The organism is Flavobacterium myungsuense (assembly GCF_042677265.1).
Lineage (GTDB): Bacteria > Bacteroidota > Bacteroidia > Flavobacteriales > Flavobacteriaceae > Flavobacterium > Flavobacterium myungsuense.
This window is the reverse complement of record NZ_JBHTIZ010000023.1, coordinates 1-16,123: the sequence shown is the minus strand read 5'-3', so window position 1 is coordinate 16,123 and position 16,123 is coordinate 1. Positions and strand designations below refer to the sequence as shown.

Here is a 16,123-nt window from a genome sequence, read left to right as displayed (position 1 = left end):
TTTTATTTCATCATCAAAAATGATTTTAGGAATATAAATGTAATAATAAAATATTGAAAACCAATAAGGTAAGCTTTTTTTTGTAAATATAGCTTTCATACTTTCAAAATTATATGGTTTGCAGGATTTAATTTGCAATCCATTATTAAGTTGTCTTCCATGAAAAAAAAATAGTAATAGAAGTTTGTAATTATTGAAGTTATTTTTGAAGAGTTAAATAAAATGAAATATCTTTATAATTAGAACTTAATTGCTTTCTGTAACTAACATTAAGATACTATTTTTAGCTCTTTTTTAAAAATTAATGCATATTAAAATATAGCGGGAGGGAAATGATGAATCGTCAAAATAATTTTTTCTATTTCATAAAAAGCTATTCAGCAGGAAGAATTAGTTATAAATTTGTAGGGACAAATATTTTGATTATTTTTTGAATAAAAAGGGCAGCAACTGTTCAGCTAGTGCTCTTTTTCAACTTAAACAAACCATTAATAAAAATGATTTAATGAACTAATTCACTTTGATTTCTAAAAACCAATTGATTATTGAACGCATCTATCAAAACAATACTTTCACTAGAAATTTTACCTGATAAAATTTCTTTAGATAATGCATTAAGAACCTCTCTTTGTATTACTCGTTTTACTGGTCTGGCTCCAAATTGTGGGTCATATCCTTTCTCAGATATACAAGCAATTGCTTCTGAAGTTGCGTCTAAAGTAATGCCTTGTATGGCTAGCATTTTTTTAACGCTTTTCAATTGTAAATTTACAATTTGAGTAATATTAGCATTAGTCAAAGGTGTAAACATGACGATTTCGTCTATTCGATTGAGGAACTCGGGACGCACTGTTTGTTTCAATAATCCGAGTACTTCAATTTTAGCGAGCTCAGTTGCAGCTTCAATATTTCCCTTGAGATTTTCGAATTTTTCTTGAATAATTTGGCTTCCCATATTGGAAGTCATGATGATAATCGTGTTTTTAAAATCGGCTAATCTTCCTTTGTTGTCCGTCAGACGCCCTTCGTCTAAAACTTGCAAAAGTATATTGAAGGTATCAGGATGGGCTTTCTCAATCTCGTCTAACAGAATTACAGAATACGGTTTTCTGCGAACTGCTTCGGTCAATTGCCCGCCTTCGTCATAACCTACATAACCAGGAGGAGCACCCACCAATCGACTCACAGTATGACGTTCTTGGTATTCGCTCATGTCTATTCGGGTCATGGCGTTTTCATCGTCAAATAAATATTCAGCAAGTGCTTTTGCTAATTCGGTTTTTCCGACTCCTGTTGTTCCAAGAAAAAGGAAGGTTCCAACTGGTTTTTTCATATCCTGCAATCCAGCTCGGCTGCGTCGCACGGCATCACTTACTGCTTCGATGGCTTCTTCCTGACCCACGACTCTTTTGTGCAGTTCGTCTTCGAGTCTCAATAGCTTTTCTCTTTCGCCTTGTAGCATTTTCATCACGGGAATTCCTGTCCATTTTGCAACAACTTCGGCAATATCTTCACGGGTTACTTCTTCTTTAATTAAAGAATTTCCTCCTGATTGATCTTCTGCCAATTGTTTTTGAAGTCCCTCTAATCGTTCTTGGACTTCCTTAATTTTTCCGTAACGAATTTCAGCTACTTTTCCATAATCGCCATTGCGCTCGGCACGTTCGGCTTCGGATTTAAAATCTTCAATTTCGGTTTTTACAGCTTGAATATTATCGATAACATCTTTCTCTGATTTCCATTTAGTAAAGATTTTATTTCGATCGTCTTTTAAGTTCGCCAAATCCATTCCTAAAGCTTTGAGTTTGCTTTCGTCTTTTTCTCGTTTTATTGCAGCAATTTCAATTTCCAATTGCATCACTTTTCGATCCAAAACATCAAGCTCTTCTGGTTTAGAATTAATTTCCATACGAATTTTAGAAGCAGCTTCATCCATTAAGTCAATAGCTTTATCTGGCAAAAAACGATTGGTAATATAGCGTTGAGATAATTCAACAGCGGCAATTATAGCTTCATCTTTTATTTGAACTTTATGATGTGTTTCGTATTTTTCTTTGATGCCACGAAGGATAGAAATCGCACTTTCGGTATCAGGTTCCTCAATCATTACTTTTTGAAAACGACGCTCGAGTGCTTTGTCTTTTTCGAAATATTTTTGATATTCGTCTAAAGTTGTAGCGCCAATGGCTCTTAATTCACCACGAGCCAAAGCTGGTTTAAGAATGTTTGCAGCATCCATTGCGCCATCGCCCCCACCTGCACCAACAAGTGTATGGATTTCATCGATGAATAATACTATATCACCTTCGGCAGCGGTTACTTCTTTCACAACAGATTTCAGTCGTTCTTCGAACTCTCCTTTGTATTTGGCACCGGCAATCAATGCTCCCATATCTAATGAGAACACGATTTTGTCTTTAAGGTTTTCAGGAACATCGCCATCAACAATTCGATGCGCTAAACCTTCAGCAATTGCGGTTTTACCAACTCCTGGCTCTCCCACAAGCATAGGATTATTTTTGGTTCTGCGTGTTAGGATTTGTAATACTCTACGAATTTCTTCATCACGACCAATAACAGGGTCTAATTTTCCTGTTTGTGCTAATTCATTTAGATTTTTAGCGTATTTATTTAAGGAATTGTAATTTTCTTCAGCTGAAGCCGAAGTTACTCTTTCTCCTTTCCTCAGTTCTTCAATAGCAACTTTTAATCCTTTTTCAGTAACTCCTTGATCTTTCAGAATTTGCGCCAATTTACTTTTAGAATTAAAGATGGCCAAGATTAGATGTTCTATCGAAACGTATTCATCATTCATTTTTTTTGCGATGATTTCTGCATCGGTTAAAGTAGTGTTGGCTGTTCTAGAGAGTTGAATGTCTCCTCCAGTTACTTTGGGAAAACTTTGAATCGTACTATCTAAAATTTGAAGAAACAATGGCACATTTACGTTTAGTTTTTTCAAAATGAAGGGAGCTACATTCTCATCTACTTCAAATATTACTTTGAAAATGTGTTCATTCTCTATTTGCTGTTGACCCAAACTCTGAACCAATTGCTGTGAAAGCTGAATAGCTTCCTGCGATTTAATGGTAAATTTATTAATGTTCATGATTAAAGGTTTTATATAATTTATAATGTTTAATAACTAACTTTGCAGTAGAAACGTCAAACGGCATTCCATTATAAATTTACGGACAATTTGACGTTTAAACAATGATTTTCATTATTTTATAAAGACAAAACGACATAAAATACGACAAATGAGTATATTTAATTCACTATTTGGTAGTTCCGAAAAAAAAGAGTCAGTAATTTCAAAAGTCAATTGGATTACATTGAATAATTTAGGGCAACTGAATGAGGTTGTAAACACCTCTACAGAAAAACTAGTTTTAATTTTTAAGCATAGCACTCGTTGCAGTGTAAGTAGAATGGCTTTGAAACAGTTTGAAAATGAATTTGACTTATCTGAAAAAGTCGTTACTTATTATTTAGATGTATTAGAAAATAGAGCTATTTCTAATGAAATTGCTAGTCGTTTTAATGTATACCATGAATCACCACAAATATTGGTAATTAAAGATGGGAAATCGGTTTTTGATGCTTCCCATAGTGATATAGATGCTAGGGATTTGTCAGTGCTACAATAATCAATCAACCAAAGTAGGATTAGGAACATTAAGTTTGCGAAATTTCGTTTGAACTTCGAGAGCGAGAAAAGGCTTGGATATATAGATTTCCTACATTTGCTAATTTCTTTGATTTAGGGTAAAGCTACAGAATTAATTATTTATTAATGATAGGAGCGGAGCCAACCCTGATGGCTGTGTGAAAAACGCCATAGATTAAAATACATAGATTGTCGATTATGGAAATTATCTTATATTTTAAGAATTAGAAGTATAAATTGACTTATTAGTAATTAGGGTCTATTTCAATCGTTGAGTATAATTATCTATTTTTCTAAAAAATGAATTTACTAAAAAATGGTCATGAATTAAACATAAAAATCGATTTCTAAACTGGAATCAATTTTCTTGTAAAAATATCAATATCTTATTTTACGATACCGTATTTTTTTATAATCACTTTATCTGATTGATTGTCATAGTTTTCTATAATTAGATTGCCCTCCAAATCAAAATAACCAATCGCAATTTGATTATTGGATTTATAGATATAGCTGTTTGTTGATGTTTTTCTTAATAAGGAGGGCTCAAAGTTTCCATTAGTCAATATATAGCCAGAGGCGTCTAGAGCCAGTTTGTATATAGAACCATCTGAGACATAATATGAACTACGATCAATATCGACCGTTCTGGTACTTCCGTCAGGATTTGTAATTGTTGTTGTTCTAGTAACACTTACGGGAGAGTCTATGGTAGGGATGTTGATTGAATTGGGTTGCTCTTGCCCGTATTCTATTTTTTGCGTTCTATTTATAACTTCATTTTTAACGGTTTTATGCTCACCATTAGAATCTTTTAGAGTTGATGTCGTGGTTTTTGTTTCTGTTTGACTGTTCGTATTTTGCGCTACAACCTTGATTGAAAACAAAAACACAAGTAGCACTAAAAATACTGTTTTGCGCAGTGTAGTGAAATTGTTTATTTTATATTCTTCACATTTTTTCATAATAATTTGCTTTATAGTGTTCCATCACAAAGTTACGCTTATGGGATTTTACAATTATTTTTTAGAATTGTATAATTCCCACTTATTTAGCTAATGGGTGATTTTAATCTTAATTTTATAGAATGATTTTAAAACTAAAGTGGACATTGATTTTTTTATTCTTTTACAATTGTCAACTATCGTTTGCGCAAGGAGTTCCAGCCAAAAAAGATTCTGCAAAAGTGTATCTCAAAATTGAAAAATATTCTAAAAAAAGAAAGTTCACCCAATTTATTTATAAACTCATTTTTGAACCAGTTGCCAAACAAAAAGTCAAAAAAAGTAGTTTCCATAAAATAAAAAGACCTAATTATGCACCATTTGAAGGCAAAATAATTCGAAACATAGTAATCACAGCTCTAGATCCGTTTGGATATTCGGATGTTGATTCAACTAAAACTCCAAGAACTTTTTTAGCTAAAGCAGGGAACGCACTGCATCCTAAAACTAAGCATTTAGCCATTCGGAATTTACTTTTGATTCATAAAAATGATGTTTTAGATTCGTTATTGATTAGAGAGTCAGAGCGTTTAATTAGAAGCCAACGATTTATTACAAGTGTCACTTCACATATTGAAAGGGTTGCACAAGATTCTGTTGATGTTTCTATTCGTGTCCTAGATGCCTGGAGTTTGGTTCCCGATTTTTCTACATCAAGCTCAAAATCTAATTTTTATTTGACGGATAGAAACTTTTTTGGCACAGGTCATGAATTTACAAGTTCCTACACCGAAAGCCTCACTAATCGCCAAAATGGTTTCTCAACCAGTTACTCGATTCCTAGTATTAGAAATACGTTTGTAAGTGGCAGATTGGCCTATAGCATTGATGTAGATGGCAATAACGCCAAATTAATACAGATAGAACGCCCCTTTTATTCGCCTTATGCACGTTGGGGTGCAGGTGTAGCTTTGGGACAAAATTTGAATTCAATTCTATCCTTAAACGCAAATCAATATAAAGAAACTCAAAATGCTAAATTCAATTTTCAGGATTACTGGGCTGGACATTCTTTCCAAATTTTCAAAGGAAATTCTGAATACAATCGTGGGACCAACTTTATAACTAGTGCTCGATACTTTGATAAAAAGTATACAGACTTGCCCTATGTTAATTCTGATAGTTTGAATATTTATTCTACTGAAAAATTGTATTTAGTTGGTTTGGGTATTTCATCTAGAAAATTTACACAAGAAAAATACATTTTTAATTTTAATGTTACTGAAGATATTGCTTCAGGATTTGTCTACAATATCACTACGGGTTACCAAAAAAAGTATGAGGCGTATCAATTTTATTTAGGTGGGCGAATAGCCATGGGTAGTTATTTTGAATTTGGCTATTTGAGTGGAAATTTAGAATATGGCACTTTTGTAAATTCAGGTAAAACCAACCAAAGTACATCTAGCTTGAAAATGATTTATTTTACAAATTTGCTAGAACTTGGCAACTGGAAATTGCGTCAATTTATAAAGCCTCAACTACTTATTGGCAATAATAGGTTGGATTCTAATGCTGATAAATTGACCTTAAATGGTGCAACAGGAATAACAGGATTTGCTAGTGAAGCGTTGTTTGGAACCAAGAAAATACTCGTAACTTTTCAGACACAAGGCTATTCTCCTTGGCGCGCTTTTGGTTTTCGATTGAATCCGTATTTTAGTTATACCGCAGGCATGTTAGGTCAAAAAGGCATTGGATTTAGCCGGAGTAAACTCTATTCACAAATTGGGTTTGGTGTTATTGTCAGCAATGACTATTTGGTTTTTAATTCCTTTCAATTTTCGTTTTCAATTTATCCAAATATTCCTGATGGAAATTCAGTTTTTAAAACCAATTCGATTTCAACTTCTGATTTTGGGTTGCAAAATTTTGAAATTTCTAAACCAAATATGGTTGAATACCAATAGCTATTTAGAACAAAAAAAACCGAAACTTACGAATCGGTTTTTGATAATTGAAATAAATGCTTCAACCTATATCACTAGATTTTTGTCTATTTTTTCCAATATAATTGTTCCATGCAAACTTTAAAACTCTTCCTAAAACTCTTTTTATAGGATTTACGGAATCTTGATATAATACATTTTTACTGATATAGTTTGTTCCAAAGCCTATAGCTCCTTTTATTAAATTCGATTTTAATTGGGGTCAGCCATAAATTCACGGGTGGCAGATTTGATTAAATTGAGCGTTTTAAAACTATCAATCGTGATATGATATTGCTCTTTGAGTATACAGAAATCTTCTATTTGTTTGTTTTTTAAAAAAGCAATTTCTGCTGCCAATTTTGTTTTCTCGCTTATTGTCTTCATCCTAAGTTTTCGGTTTTCATTATATTGATAATGAAATTACTAACAGGTGTTTTAACCCATTCCTCTCTAAACATATATATCAGGATTGCTATACATAAATAAGCAAATGCAACCGCAAAAAAGCCGTAATAGATTTCGCCTAACTGTTGCCCTATAAAGAGTGATAAACCAACGTTTGCCAGTAAAATAAATAAGACCACAACAATACTAACGGCTATTTTGACAGCCAAATTTGAAAATATATCAGCCGATTTGTAAACTGCTTCATATTTGCATAATTCTAGTGTTGTTTTAGCGTAAATTTCTGATTTTTCAATCAGCTTTTCTATTGTTGCGGTGTTATTTTCCATTTCTTTTGATTATCTTTCTTGAAGATCAGAAACCATATCTTTCGCTTCTTGCAAAATTGTTTCGTATTGATTGGAAAAGTCCTTGGTAACCTTGTCAAATTTTCCTTTGACATCGTTGGCATATCCTTTTCCTTTATTGACAATTCTTTTTCTTGTTTTGGAACCTTTTGCAGGAGCAAACAATATACCTGCAATGGCACCAGCAGCAACGCCACCTAATACTCCTAATAATACTTTACTTGAATTCATAATTTCCTTTTATTTAATGATTACTAATTTATACTCGTTTTCCTTGAATTAATCTTAAGATAATTGCAATAACAGCAATGACTAAGAGAATGTGAATGATACTTCCGGCACTGTAGGCAAAGAATCCTATGGCCCAAAAAATGATTAAAATGACTGCGATGGTGTAAAGAAGATTGCTCATAGTGTTTTTTTTTAAGTTTATTAAAATGAATAAGAAAGGAATAAATTGATGACACCATTTTTTCCGTCGGGAAATACATAGTTTGTACCTAAATAGGTTTTTTCCTTGCCGACAGTTACCAATCCTAGGTTGTATCTTATACCAAAACCAATTGATTTGGTGTCATAACCAACTCCTACAGCAATACCTGTGTCGAATTTGTTAAAATCGCCTGAATCTATATTGTCTTCAAAATTGAAACTGATGTCAGAGACATTTTTTACTTTTGAACTGATTAAATAAGAAGCATAAGGTCCCAACTGGAAGTTGAAGTTATTAGTAAGATCAAAAACTAACATAATGGGTACTTCTATATAGTTCAACTCAAATTTGGCGGTTCCCGAGGTAATTGCGTTTTCATACGTTTGTTGTGAACCTTTACTAGTAAAATACATTTCAGGTTGAAGAGCAAATGATTTGGTTAGAGGCACCCTTGCAAAAAGTCCAAAATTAATCCCTGTTAATACTTTATTTTTTTGGGTGTCACTCGAAGATAAGTTTGCGAAATTTACGCCTCCTTTAACTCCTAATTTAATATCTCCTTGTGCACTAGCAGTAAAAAAGTGTAATGTAAGTAACAAAAGAATTGTAAGATGTTTTTTTGAATTTTTCATTTTTTTTCATTTAAGAATATTTGAAATGATTTACAATGATGCCATGAATGACTTACTTCCTTTTTGATTATTTTTTTTTATTTGAAGTTAAGTCTTTGAAAGCTTCCTTAACGACATCTGCATCAGAATTGAACTCTCTTTTAAAGGATTCCCAATCGGTTTGATTGTTTTCGTAATTCAGGATTCGTTTTTTGAGCTTAGTGTTTTTTTCTTGAAGTTCATCAATCCCTTTTGTATATGAAGCGTCAAAAGTGGTACCTGGTTTATTCATAGCTTTTTTCAATTCCATAATTCTGTTATCGTTTGCTATAATTGTCTTGTTCGATTCCGATTTAAAGGTTTGCCATTCTTCGTCGTTAGCTTTAGTAATTTCATCAGCTGTTTGATTGGCTTCAACTTCTTGTAAATCTTCGTTGGCGTCTTGAACATTTTCGATTGCATCTTCTTTTTCTTTAGTATTAGATTTGCATCCGAGTAGCGAAAATCCTCCTATAAGTACTGTTATAGCAAGGATATAAATTGTTTTTTTTATCATTAGAGTTCTGCAAGAATTTTATTTAATTCATCTTTGGTTTTTCCTAATTTGGTTTCGAGTTTCCCCATCATTTCTTCTTTTTTACCATCAATATATAGTAAATCATTTTCGGTAAGCTTTGCAAATTTTTCTTTGAGTTTTCCTTTCTGTTCTACCCAATCACCCAATAAGGTTGTTGTGTTCATATGTTTTTCTTTTAATGTTAGAATGCTTTTTCATAACCGTACAAAGTTGCGAAGTGCTGCGTCATAATCTTTTACATAGTTTTACAAAAGTGTTTCAATATTCCTAGCTTTTATAGTTATTGAAATCGATACCGAATACCTAAGCCAATATCGGAACCATAATTATTATCTCTATATTCATCAGAATTTAAATAGAATTCAGGACGTAGGTCTAGTGAAATTTGTAATGGAAAATCAAAATCATATTCAATTCCTAAATCTCCAGCTACAAAACCAAAACTACCGTTGTCATTATCATTTTTTCTTTCATATCTCCAACTTCCTATACCGCCTCCAACGCCTGCGTACCAATTTAAACCGCCTTCAATTTTCCAGTACCATTGGTAGATCGCAGCTAATTTTAGTGCATTTACGTAATGGCTGTCTCTAATTCCTAAATCCAATTCGAGTCGGTTGTTGCCACTAAGTTTTCGCTGATAAGAGAGTTCTCCGCCAAAACCATCGTTGTCTCCTAATCTCAAACCGAGAGCGTTTTTAGAAACATTTTGCGATTGTATGTTGCAACCAAATGCGATTAGAATACCAAATAATAAAATAGTTTTTTTCATGTTTTTATAGTTTATTGTTAACGATTATGCTTACTTCCTAATCTAATTTTTATTGAACAGTAAGAAAAGTAAAGATGCGAATCAATGGGAGGAAATGGGTTGTAATTTTAAAGGAAATAGTTTTATAATTCCTACTTATTTTTGATTCTCCGCAGTATCATTCTTACTGATTTCTTCTATTATATCTTCAATATATTCTTTAGATAATTCTAGAATTTCTTGTTCCGTTTTATGAGCAGTATTCATTACCGAATTGTTTGCTGGTTCGTGTGAGGCAATCAGTTCGTTTATTTTTAAATGTAGTAAAGCAGAATACCTGTTAAATGATTTTTGGATAATAAACAAACTCAAGAAAGTAATTCCAAAGATAATGTCGCCAATGTTTTGATGCGAATCCCTAGAAGTAAATAAATTGGTTGACCACCAAAAGAAAACCATGATTAATGCTAAAATAAAGGAAATAGCGTTTCCTAAGATTCTAGTGATTATAGAAGTTAGTTTTTCAAAAAGCATCTCCATTTTTATGAATGTTGCATTCATTTGGTATCAATATAAAAGAAATTATTTACGAAAGCGATTTGTTCTTTTTGGTTTAATTTATCCGTAATTTTTAGACTAATATCGGCATCTGAAAATCGATTGTCATGAGAGAGTATGGTTTTTAATTCTGCTTTAGCGGTAGTAGGCCCTAATAGTACTACTATTGAAAAACCAACACTATTATCGCTAATTTCTTTATAAAATTGAAGTTGTAAGTGTTGCTCTTTATCATGCAAATGACTTTCCCCTTTTTGTAGAATTTTCTTTTTTTCAAATTGATTAAAATCTGATTTTATGGTCTTTACTAACTTGGCAGTTGTAGTATATTCGATAAGGTTTGCAGTGAAATGATCTAAGTAAATTACTATTTTTTTTTGATTTTCCATTGGTTTGGTTTTAAAGGGTTTTACCAAAATGACTGTGATTGGGTGCGTATTCCTGTAGCAATTTTTTTAATGAATTAAAATAATCCTGCAAAATTTTAGTATTAATTGCTGGATGCGCTACATTGGGAATTGTTTCGGGCATTTCATTTAAGAATTTAATCAATTCTGGAAATTCCTCTCGAATGGTCATTGTTATTTTTGAAATATTTTCAGTTAGTTCTTTTTCTGTTTTCATTATGTATTTGGTAATTAAAAAAGCACCAAAATGGTTTTTGGTGCTTTTCTAGAATTAAAAATTAACCAAAGAGGCAGCTTAAGCTATTTTAGCTTGCTTTCTCTTATTCTTTTTTTGTGCTTTAACAGCTAAATCAGTCTGATCTTTTGCTTTGCAATTGCAACCACAAGCCATCGTACTGTTGCCTGCCATTTGATGTTTAGCGGCTTCATGATGATGCATGGCTGCTGCCTCATGATGCATGGCTGCTTTTTGATGATTGTCAATTATTTTTTGACTTTCAACTTTCGGATCTTTTACCTTTTTTTCTTTATCAATTACTCCAATCATTTTGTAAGAATTTAATGTTGTGAATGAATTTTCATAACTCAGCAAAGTTGGCACTAATTGCAATGTTGATTGTTATACAACTAATTAAATTCTTTATATCATTCCTAGATTTAGAATCTTAGTTTTAGCTGTGTGTGTTTTATTTAAAGTCAATTTGTTCAATTAATTGATTGTCATTAAAATAATATGCTTCATAAGATTTTGAACCAATTGTATAAACTACTTCTAACACAATTTTGTTTGCATTTTGTTTTTTGTTGGCAACTAACTTTTGTTGCTTGAAAGTTAGTTCTGACATTGGTATTTCTTGTTCAAATTTAAAACCAGAGTCATATGCAAATTCAAGTTCGTAGTTTGCATTTTGCCATTTTAGTTTGCTCTCTAAACCTTTTGTTTTAAGATCAGTATGAATAGTTCCGTTATTTGCTGTGAACAAATTTCTGGCTGATTGAGAAAGCATTAAAAATCCTGAAACTACCATCGCAAAATATCCTGTCTTTTTAAATAAAAATTCGCTTAAAAATGGTAAAATCCATTTCATCGCCCATGAAGAAAATATTGCAGATACAGCAACGACTATACCTACATAAACTACTTTCATCGAGATTAGTCCAAACAAAAAATAGAGTATAATTTTTACTAAATGTAGGATGATTTCATTAGCAGCTCTTGTCGCTATAATTTCCTCTTTTGTTAGTCCGTAACTCAAATAGAACCGATTAAAAAGAAGTCCAACAGCACCTGTTAATCCTGATAAAAAACCTGCTGAAAAACCAACAAGACTTAAAATAAAGTTTTTTGGCTTTTTTGTTTCATTTATTTCATTTGATTTTTTAAAAAGAAAGGTCAAGTTGCTAATTAAAAAGAGTCCCATAACAATTTCTAAATAAACGGGATTTACATATTTAAGTAACCAAGCTCCTAACCACACTGCGGGCAAAGCAGCAGGTACAAAATATTTTACAATATGCCAACAAATATTTTTTCTAAAAACGATAAGTCTGGAAGCAGAACTTGAAAATGTTCCTATTGACAACGCTGCGGGCACTTGACTTATTGGCAACAGTTGTCCAAGAATAGGAATGAGTATGAGTCCTGCACCACCACCGCAAATTGCACTAAGCGAAAATGCTAGGAAACTTACTATAAATATGATGAATAAAATTGTCGTCATTTTCTGAATTCTGTCCTACAAAAAATAGCAATATGATTATTTGTATTTTATTTCAAATTCATCTTGTTGAATTTTTATATGCTATTTGTGTCGTAGCATTAACCAACTCCAACCCTATAAATAGTTCAACTTTAGTCTTCATCTTCCTCCTCTGAATACTCTGAGGGAACAGGCGCACCATTTGTAATTTCAGTATGTCTAATTTGACTGCCTAAATATCCTGTTCTTGCTACCAATAAGAAACTAATTATTGAAATAAATAAAGTAACAAATGCTGTTGTTCTTGTTAATGGTGATTGTTTTATAGTCAAAAATAAACCAACAATAGAAGCAATTCCTAAAATAATTAAAGATATTAATGCAAAAAGTGCAAACTCTTCATTTTATTTTATAGTCGCTTCAACAACACCAGCAATTCCTCAACACTTTCCTATGCTCCTTCACCAGTAAAATATGCTATTCCTGCACCAATGGAAGAAATTATAAAAAGATTATAGGCTGCAATTTTTGTTTGATTACTCTTTGTCCAAATTCCGAAGGGAAGCACAAGTCCACCTAAAATGGAACCAAAAATTGGAAAGTGTGCAATGAGTAATTGAATGTGAGTTTGATCCATAATATGTTTTATTTAAAACCGATAAATTTTTCTCTTTCAGTTAGTGAAAAGTCACAATGTCTGGGTGCAGTAGTGTAAGTATTACCACAAGCAGGACAAACAAAATATTCAGATGGCAAACTATTTAAGGTATTACTATTGATGTCACCTAAAGCTTGTTCGAAAAAAACTTTATGTTTTTGCTCTGTTTTCATAGCATAAGTAAGACTTAAAAATGCAATTTGGTTGTCGGCTGTTTCGGCTGTTTTTAAAAAATCAGGATACATAGTTTTAGCTTCATAAGCTTCCCCATTTATATCATCAGATAAATTCTCTTTTGTTGATTTAACTTTGTATTCAGGTTTTATTACAGGAACAGTAGCTCCAGCATCTTCAATTACAGCTTTGTGATTTATAGCGTGAATGTTTTCGGCTGCTGAAACTGCATTATACAGTAATGCAATGTTATGATAGCCTTCTTCTTCGGCTTTCTTTGAAAATGCTTTATATTTTGCTGTTGCTGTTTTCTCGCCTTTGTAGGCTGATTGCATATTTTCAATTGTTTTAATTCCTGCATCCATATGTTGTTTGGTTGTAGTTTTTGCTTCTACATTTTTATTGTTGCATGAGGAGATTACTAAGCAGCAAATCAATACTAAGTATACATATTGACTAATGCGTAAATTTTTCATTTTCATTTTTATTTAGGTTAAACTTTGAATAAAGTTAATTTTAACATTATCCTTAGTTGTTACAGAATTAATTTTAAAACTTACAAAATTCATATTCAATTTGAATTGTTAAACTGTCTATTTTCATTTTTTGTAGCTTATGATATAGAGATTACATATAAAACCGCCCTATTAAGCAATTTTGATTCCTACTATTTCTCTTTTTTATTTCGGTTGTTTTTCCCTTTTCCACGAAGCACTTTTCCTTCTCCATTATCTTTCCAATGACTATTATTATTGTAATATTTCACTTTATGATTTTTAAAATGAGCATACGGACTATTGCCATGATAATCCTTAATTACAACCACACGACCCGAATTTAAATTATAATTTCGGAAACGATTTGGCAACGTTCTAGAACGAATCCATACACCCTTATTAAGATATATAAACTGTGATTGACGAATATATAGTACGAATCAATATCAGTTAAATAATAGTATTCTTCTGTTGTAACCAAAGGACCCCATTTTGGCGGAGAAACATTTACAATAATCTGAGCTTCAACAGAAACATTCATCACAATCAATGCAATACACAGAAAGAAATAGTTATTCATCGTCTCACAACAAAATGATCAATAGTATAATAATAATGAGTAACGCCCCAACGGAAAGATAAACGCCATTACCCGTGCTTCTTAAATTGGTATTGATTGCGCGAACTTCTTTTCTGAGCGCTTTTCTTTCCAAACGATTCATGTTTGATTTATCCATTGCTTTAATTTCGTTCAAACGGTTTAGCATCACTTGCACCTCTGCAGGAATCTCTTTTGGTGAATTGCTAATTGAATTCGAATTTTTTTCTGTTGCAGTAGCAGAAGTCGGAAATATACTTACTGATACTAGAAATATCATTAAGTAAAGAGTTGCTTTTTTCATTTGTTTAAAGTGTTATAAGTTATACTATAAAATTGAGGTGAATTCTTGTAAGTACCGTTATAGGAATTTTAGTAAATGTTTTAAAATTCACACTTTTATTGGTAATAATTTATTTGGTTATTTGGAGAACAACTTATTAAATTGCAAAATATTGTTATGGCAATAGTGAAAAAATTAGGAATAAATTATATACGGAGTATTTTATAATTTTAAAAAAAAAGATGAATGCGCAATTATGAGATTTAATAGTTAAAGTTATAACTATAATTTAACCCAATAGAAATCAGTTTGCCAACTTTTTAAGACATTATGTTGACGCATACAATAATTTATAGCAAAATAGATTAGTTATAAATAGGCTTCTTATTTCCCCAAAAAATTGATAATTACAAGTGTAATTATTATTAAAATTCCAAATAGTGTTAGAATAAATAAATAATCTGCAATTCGCTCAAATAACAATTCTCTTTTGTTGTTTTGAGTTTTAATTGAAATAAAAGAAAAAATGGAAGAAACAGTCAAAAGAAATGCTAAAATTGCTGTAAACTAATCAATTATAGTACTTTCGGATTTGTTCGTTAAATGAAGTGATGTAATAATGAAAAGACAAAAACCTAACAAATTTGCTGAGGTTCCTAAAATATGTTGGGATGTTTTATTTGCCATATTTATAGATTATTTTAGATTTAAAATCATACCAACTCCCATTTGATTTCCATTATAAAATGGAGCAATCATTGTTGAACTCACACTTTTATTTAATTTAAAAATATGATGGTCAAGATATGGTACAATCCAGTAAGCAATTTTAGTTGTTAAAATACCAATTCCTGCTCCCATAAACACATCTGAAAGCCAATGTCTACCATTATAAATTCTAAAAAAACCAGTTCCAGTTGCTACCGCATATCCTGTAATTCCATACCAAATATTTACATCTTTGTATTCTTGCCACAAAAATTCTGCACCGGCAAATGCGGTTGCAGTGTGACCCGATGGAAATGAATTTTTTGAACTTCCATCTGGTCGTTCAATTTTTGACAAATTCTTTAATACGTATACCGAAGTTCCCATTAATAAATAAGATGTTCCCAAAATTAGTGTTCTATCTCGCAAATTATTTTTCCCTTTTATTCCTAAATTGTTGATGGCATAGACGGATACAGCTGGTGCATATTGTGCAAAATCATCAATGGTTACTTTCTCATCAATACTCTCTTTTAATTCGTTGCGAAGCTCTGTATTAACCAGTTTCAAATAATCACTTTCGATTGCTGCTATACCGTACGTAAATAAAATAGCTGGGATGATTAATTGCTTTGTTTTAAATTTTAAGTTTTGTGGACAACCAATTTTTAAGCTGTCATTTATAGAGATTATTTGTCCGCTTAGTCCGCTTAAAATAAAAAGAAATAATACTAACCCGTTGGGTGTAATTAAATTATTTGATTTTTAATATTGTTTATAGGTCTGTCAAATATAAATTTATTGATATACT

At 31.7% G+C, this 16,123-nt stretch carries 24 protein-coding genes; 2 read left to right on the top strand and 22 right to left on the bottom strand.

All coding sequences use genetic code 11. The features are described 5' to 3' along the window. Window positions 1-502 precede the first annotated feature (502 nt). Complete coding sequence (clpB, locus tag ACFQ0S_RS08470; RefSeq protein ID WP_379756236.1) at window positions 503-3,109, bottom strand: ATP-dependent chaperone ClpB; 2,607 nt, start codon at window positions 3,107-3,109, stop codon at window positions 503-505. Between the two features lie 151 nt (window positions 3,110-3,260). Between clpB and ytxJ the strand changes: the two genes are divergently transcribed. Continuing rightward, complete coding sequence (ytxJ, locus tag ACFQ0S_RS08465) at window positions 3,261-3,650, top strand: bacillithiol system redox-active protein YtxJ (RefSeq protein ID WP_379756239.1); 390 nt, start codon at window positions 3,261-3,263, stop codon at window positions 3,648-3,650. A gap of 406 nt (window positions 3,651-4,056) precedes the next feature. Here ytxJ and ACFQ0S_RS08460 read toward each other — a convergent pair whose 3' ends face one another. Continuing rightward, on the bottom strand, window positions 4,057-4,635 hold the full coding sequence (locus ACFQ0S_RS08460; RefSeq protein ID WP_379756242.1) for a hypothetical protein: 579 nt from the start codon (window positions 4,633-4,635) through the stop codon (window positions 4,057-4,059). A gap of 122 nt (window positions 4,636-4,757) precedes the next feature. On the opposite strand from ACFQ0S_RS08460, the gene ACFQ0S_RS08455 reads away from it, so the two are divergent. Beyond that, window positions 4,758-6,584 (top strand): hypothetical protein, encoded by a 1,827-nt coding sequence (locus tag ACFQ0S_RS08455; protein ID WP_379756245.1) that lies wholly within the window; start codon window positions 4,758-4,760, stop codon window positions 6,582-6,584. A gap of 231 nt (window positions 6,585-6,815) precedes the next feature. On the opposite strand, the gene ACFQ0S_RS08450 is transcribed toward ACFQ0S_RS08455, so the two are convergent. The 20 genes from ACFQ0S_RS08450 to ACFQ0S_RS08355 form a co-directional block, all read right to left on the bottom strand. Beyond that, window positions 6,816-6,989: a hypothetical protein gene (locus ACFQ0S_RS08450; protein ID WP_379756248.1), complete on the bottom strand. Its 174-nt coding sequence runs from the start codon at window positions 6,987-6,989 to the stop codon at window positions 6,816-6,818. Next, window positions 6,986-7,339 carry a hypothetical protein gene (locus ACFQ0S_RS08445; RefSeq protein WP_379756251.1) on the bottom strand — a complete coding sequence of 118 codons (354 nt, stop codon included), beginning with the start codon at window positions 7,337-7,339 and terminating at the stop codon, window positions 6,986-6,988. The genes ACFQ0S_RS08450 and ACFQ0S_RS08445 overlap by 4 nt, the downstream gene beginning before the upstream one ends. 9 nt (window positions 7,340-7,348) lie before the next feature. Then, complete coding sequence (locus ACFQ0S_RS08440; protein ID WP_379756254.1) at window positions 7,349-7,588, bottom strand: YtxH domain-containing protein; 240 nt, start codon at window positions 7,586-7,588, stop codon at window positions 7,349-7,351. Between the two features lie 28 nt (window positions 7,589-7,616). Further along, the gene (locus ACFQ0S_RS08435; RefSeq protein ID WP_379756257.1) at window positions 7,617-7,769 is read right to left on the bottom strand and encodes a lmo0937 family membrane protein; all 153 of its coding nucleotides are present in this window, start codon (window positions 7,767-7,769) and stop codon (window positions 7,617-7,619) included. A 20-nt stretch (window positions 7,770-7,789) separates the two neighbouring features. Then, complete coding sequence (locus ACFQ0S_RS08430; RefSeq protein WP_379756260.1) at window positions 7,790-8,422, bottom strand: porin family protein; 633 nt, start codon at window positions 8,420-8,422, stop codon at window positions 7,790-7,792. A 67-nt stretch (window positions 8,423-8,489) separates the two neighbouring features. Next, entirely contained in the window at window positions 8,490-8,957 is a 468-nt protein-coding gene (locus tag ACFQ0S_RS08425) for a hypothetical protein (protein WP_379756263.1), read from the bottom strand. Continuing rightward, complete coding sequence (locus ACFQ0S_RS08420) at window positions 8,957-9,142, bottom strand: CsbD family protein (protein ID WP_379756266.1); 186 nt, start codon at window positions 9,140-9,142, stop codon at window positions 8,957-8,959. Before ACFQ0S_RS08420 ends, ACFQ0S_RS08425 begins: the two co-directional genes overlap by 1 nt. A 116-nt stretch (window positions 9,143-9,258) precedes the next feature. Further along, the gene (locus ACFQ0S_RS08415) at window positions 9,259-9,750 is read right to left on the bottom strand and encodes a hypothetical protein (protein ID WP_379756269.1); all 492 of its coding nucleotides are present in this window, start codon (window positions 9,748-9,750) and stop codon (window positions 9,259-9,261) included. 135 nt (window positions 9,751-9,885) lie between these two features. Next, window positions 9,886-10,290 carry a low affinity iron permease family protein gene (locus tag ACFQ0S_RS08410; RefSeq protein WP_379756271.1) on the bottom strand — a complete coding sequence of 135 codons (405 nt, stop codon included), beginning with the start codon at window positions 10,288-10,290 and terminating at the stop codon, window positions 9,886-9,888. Beyond that, a complete protein-coding gene (locus ACFQ0S_RS08405; RefSeq protein WP_379756274.1) occupies window positions 10,287-10,676 on the bottom strand; it encodes a hypothetical protein in 390 nt (129 codons plus the stop codon). The genes ACFQ0S_RS08410 and ACFQ0S_RS08405 overlap by 4 nt, the downstream gene beginning before the upstream one ends. 10 nt (window positions 10,677-10,686) lie before the next feature. After that, on the bottom strand, window positions 10,687-10,911 hold the full coding sequence (locus ACFQ0S_RS08400) for a hypothetical protein (RefSeq protein ID WP_379756277.1): 225 nt from the start codon (window positions 10,909-10,911) through the stop codon (window positions 10,687-10,689). 78 nt (window positions 10,912-10,989) lie between these two features. Continuing rightward, complete coding sequence (locus ACFQ0S_RS08395) at window positions 10,990-11,304, bottom strand: hypothetical protein (protein WP_379819079.1); 315 nt, start codon at window positions 11,302-11,304, stop codon at window positions 10,990-10,992. Window positions 11,305-11,380: 76 nt separating this feature from the next. Next, window positions 11,381-12,415 carry a sulfite exporter TauE/SafE family protein gene (locus ACFQ0S_RS08390; protein WP_379756283.1) on the bottom strand — a complete coding sequence of 345 codons (1,035 nt, stop codon included), beginning with the start codon at window positions 12,413-12,415 and terminating at the stop codon, window positions 11,381-11,383. A gap of 131 nt (window positions 12,416-12,546) precedes the next feature. After that, on the bottom strand, window positions 12,547-12,726 hold the full coding sequence (locus ACFQ0S_RS08385; protein ID WP_379756286.1) for a hypothetical protein: 180 nt from the start codon (window positions 12,724-12,726) through the stop codon (window positions 12,547-12,549). Window positions 12,727-12,845: 119 nt separating this feature from the next. Further along, window positions 12,846-13,031 (bottom strand): hypothetical protein, encoded by a 186-nt coding sequence (locus ACFQ0S_RS08380; RefSeq protein WP_379756288.1) that lies wholly within the window; start codon window positions 13,029-13,031, stop codon window positions 12,846-12,848. An 8-nt stretch (window positions 13,032-13,039) separates the two neighbouring features. After that, window positions 13,040-13,702 (bottom strand): rubrerythrin family protein, encoded by a 663-nt coding sequence (locus ACFQ0S_RS08375; RefSeq protein ID WP_379756291.1) that lies wholly within the window; start codon window positions 13,700-13,702, stop codon window positions 13,040-13,042. A 191-nt stretch (window positions 13,703-13,893) separates the two neighbouring features. Next, entirely contained in the window at window positions 13,894-14,052 is a 159-nt protein-coding gene (locus tag ACFQ0S_RS08370) for a hypothetical protein (protein ID WP_379756294.1), read from the bottom strand. 11 nt (window positions 14,053-14,063) lie between these two features. Then, window positions 14,064-14,264 (bottom strand): hypothetical protein, encoded by a 201-nt coding sequence (locus ACFQ0S_RS08365; protein ID WP_379819078.1) that lies wholly within the window; start codon window positions 14,262-14,264, stop codon window positions 14,064-14,066. 43 nt (window positions 14,265-14,307) lie between these two features. Beyond that, a complete protein-coding gene (locus ACFQ0S_RS08360) occupies window positions 14,308-14,625 on the bottom strand; it encodes a hypothetical protein (protein WP_379756300.1) in 318 nt (105 codons plus the stop codon). Between the two features lie 675 nt (window positions 14,626-15,300). Continuing rightward, window positions 15,301-16,062 carry a phosphatase PAP2 family protein gene (locus ACFQ0S_RS08355; RefSeq protein ID WP_379756315.1) on the bottom strand — a complete coding sequence of 254 codons (762 nt, stop codon included), beginning with the start codon at window positions 16,060-16,062 and terminating at the stop codon, window positions 15,301-15,303. Window positions 16,063-16,123: the final 61 nt, after the last annotated feature.

Bases quoted from the DNA above. Each gene is read 5' to 3' on its own strand.
- clpB (WP_379756236.1), bottom strand. From the start codon at position 3,109: ATGAACATTAATAAATTTACCATTAAATCGCAGGAAGCTATTCAGCTT.
- ytxJ (WP_379756239.1), top strand. From the start codon at position 3,261: ATGAGTATATTTAATTCACTATTTGGTAGTTCCGAAAAAAAAGAGTCA.
- ACFQ0S_RS08460 (WP_379756242.1), bottom strand. From the start codon at position 4,635: ATGAAAAAATGTGAAGAATATAAAATAAACAATTTCACTACACTGCGC.
- ACFQ0S_RS08455 (WP_379756245.1), top strand. From the start codon at position 4,758: ATGATTTTAAAACTAAAGTGGACATTGATTTTTTTATTCTTTTACAAT.
- ACFQ0S_RS08450 (WP_379756248.1), bottom strand. From the start codon at position 6,989: ATGAAGACAATAAGCGAGAAAACAAAATTGGCAGCAGAAATTGCTTTT.
- ACFQ0S_RS08445 (WP_379756251.1), bottom strand. From the start codon at position 7,339: ATGGAAAATAACACCGCAACAATAGAAAAGCTGATTGAAAAATCAGAA.
- ACFQ0S_RS08440 (WP_379756254.1), bottom strand. From the start codon at position 7,588: ATGAATTCAAGTAAAGTATTATTAGGAGTATTAGGTGGCGTTGCTGCT.
- ACFQ0S_RS08435 (WP_379756257.1), bottom strand. From the start codon at position 7,769: ATGAGCAATCTTCTTTACACCATCGCAGTCATTTTAATCATTTTTTGG.
- ACFQ0S_RS08430 (WP_379756260.1), bottom strand. From the start codon at position 8,422: ATGAAAAATTCAAAAAAACATCTTACAATTCTTTTGTTACTTACATTA.
- ACFQ0S_RS08425 (WP_379756263.1), bottom strand. From the start codon at position 8,957: ATGATAAAAAAAACAATTTATATCCTTGCTATAACAGTACTTATAGGA.
- ACFQ0S_RS08420 (WP_379756266.1), bottom strand. From the start codon at position 9,142: ATGAACACAACAACCTTATTGGGTGATTGGGTAGAACAGAAAGGAAAA.
- ACFQ0S_RS08415 (WP_379756269.1), bottom strand. From the start codon at position 9,750: ATGAAAAAAACTATTTTATTATTTGGTATTCTAATCGCATTTGGTTGC.
- ACFQ0S_RS08410 (WP_379756271.1), bottom strand. From the start codon at position 10,290: ATGAATGCAACATTCATAAAAATGGAGATGCTTTTTGAAAAACTAACT.
- ACFQ0S_RS08405 (WP_379756274.1), bottom strand. From the start codon at position 10,676: ATGGAAAATCAAAAAAAAATAGTAATTTACTTAGATCATTTCACTGCA.
- ACFQ0S_RS08400 (WP_379756277.1), bottom strand. From the start codon at position 10,911: ATGAAAACAGAAAAAGAACTAACTGAAAATATTTCAAAAATAACAATG.
- ACFQ0S_RS08390 (WP_379756283.1), bottom strand. From the start codon at position 12,415: ATGACGACAATTTTATTCATCATATTTATAGTAAGTTTCCTAGCATTT.
- ACFQ0S_RS08380 (WP_379756288.1), bottom strand. From the start codon at position 13,031: ATGGATCAAACTCACATTCAATTACTCATTGCACACTTTCCAATTTTT.
- ACFQ0S_RS08375 (WP_379756291.1), bottom strand. From the start codon at position 13,702: ATGAAAAATTTACGCATTAGTCAATATGTATACTTAGTATTGATTTGC.
- ACFQ0S_RS08365 (WP_379819078.1), bottom strand. From the start codon at position 14,264: ATGAATGTTTCTGTTGAAGCTCAGATTATTGTAAATGTTTCTCCGCCA.
- ACFQ0S_RS08360 (WP_379756300.1), bottom strand. From the start codon at position 14,625: ATGAAAAAAGCAACTCTTTACTTAATGATATTTCTAGTATCAGTAAGT.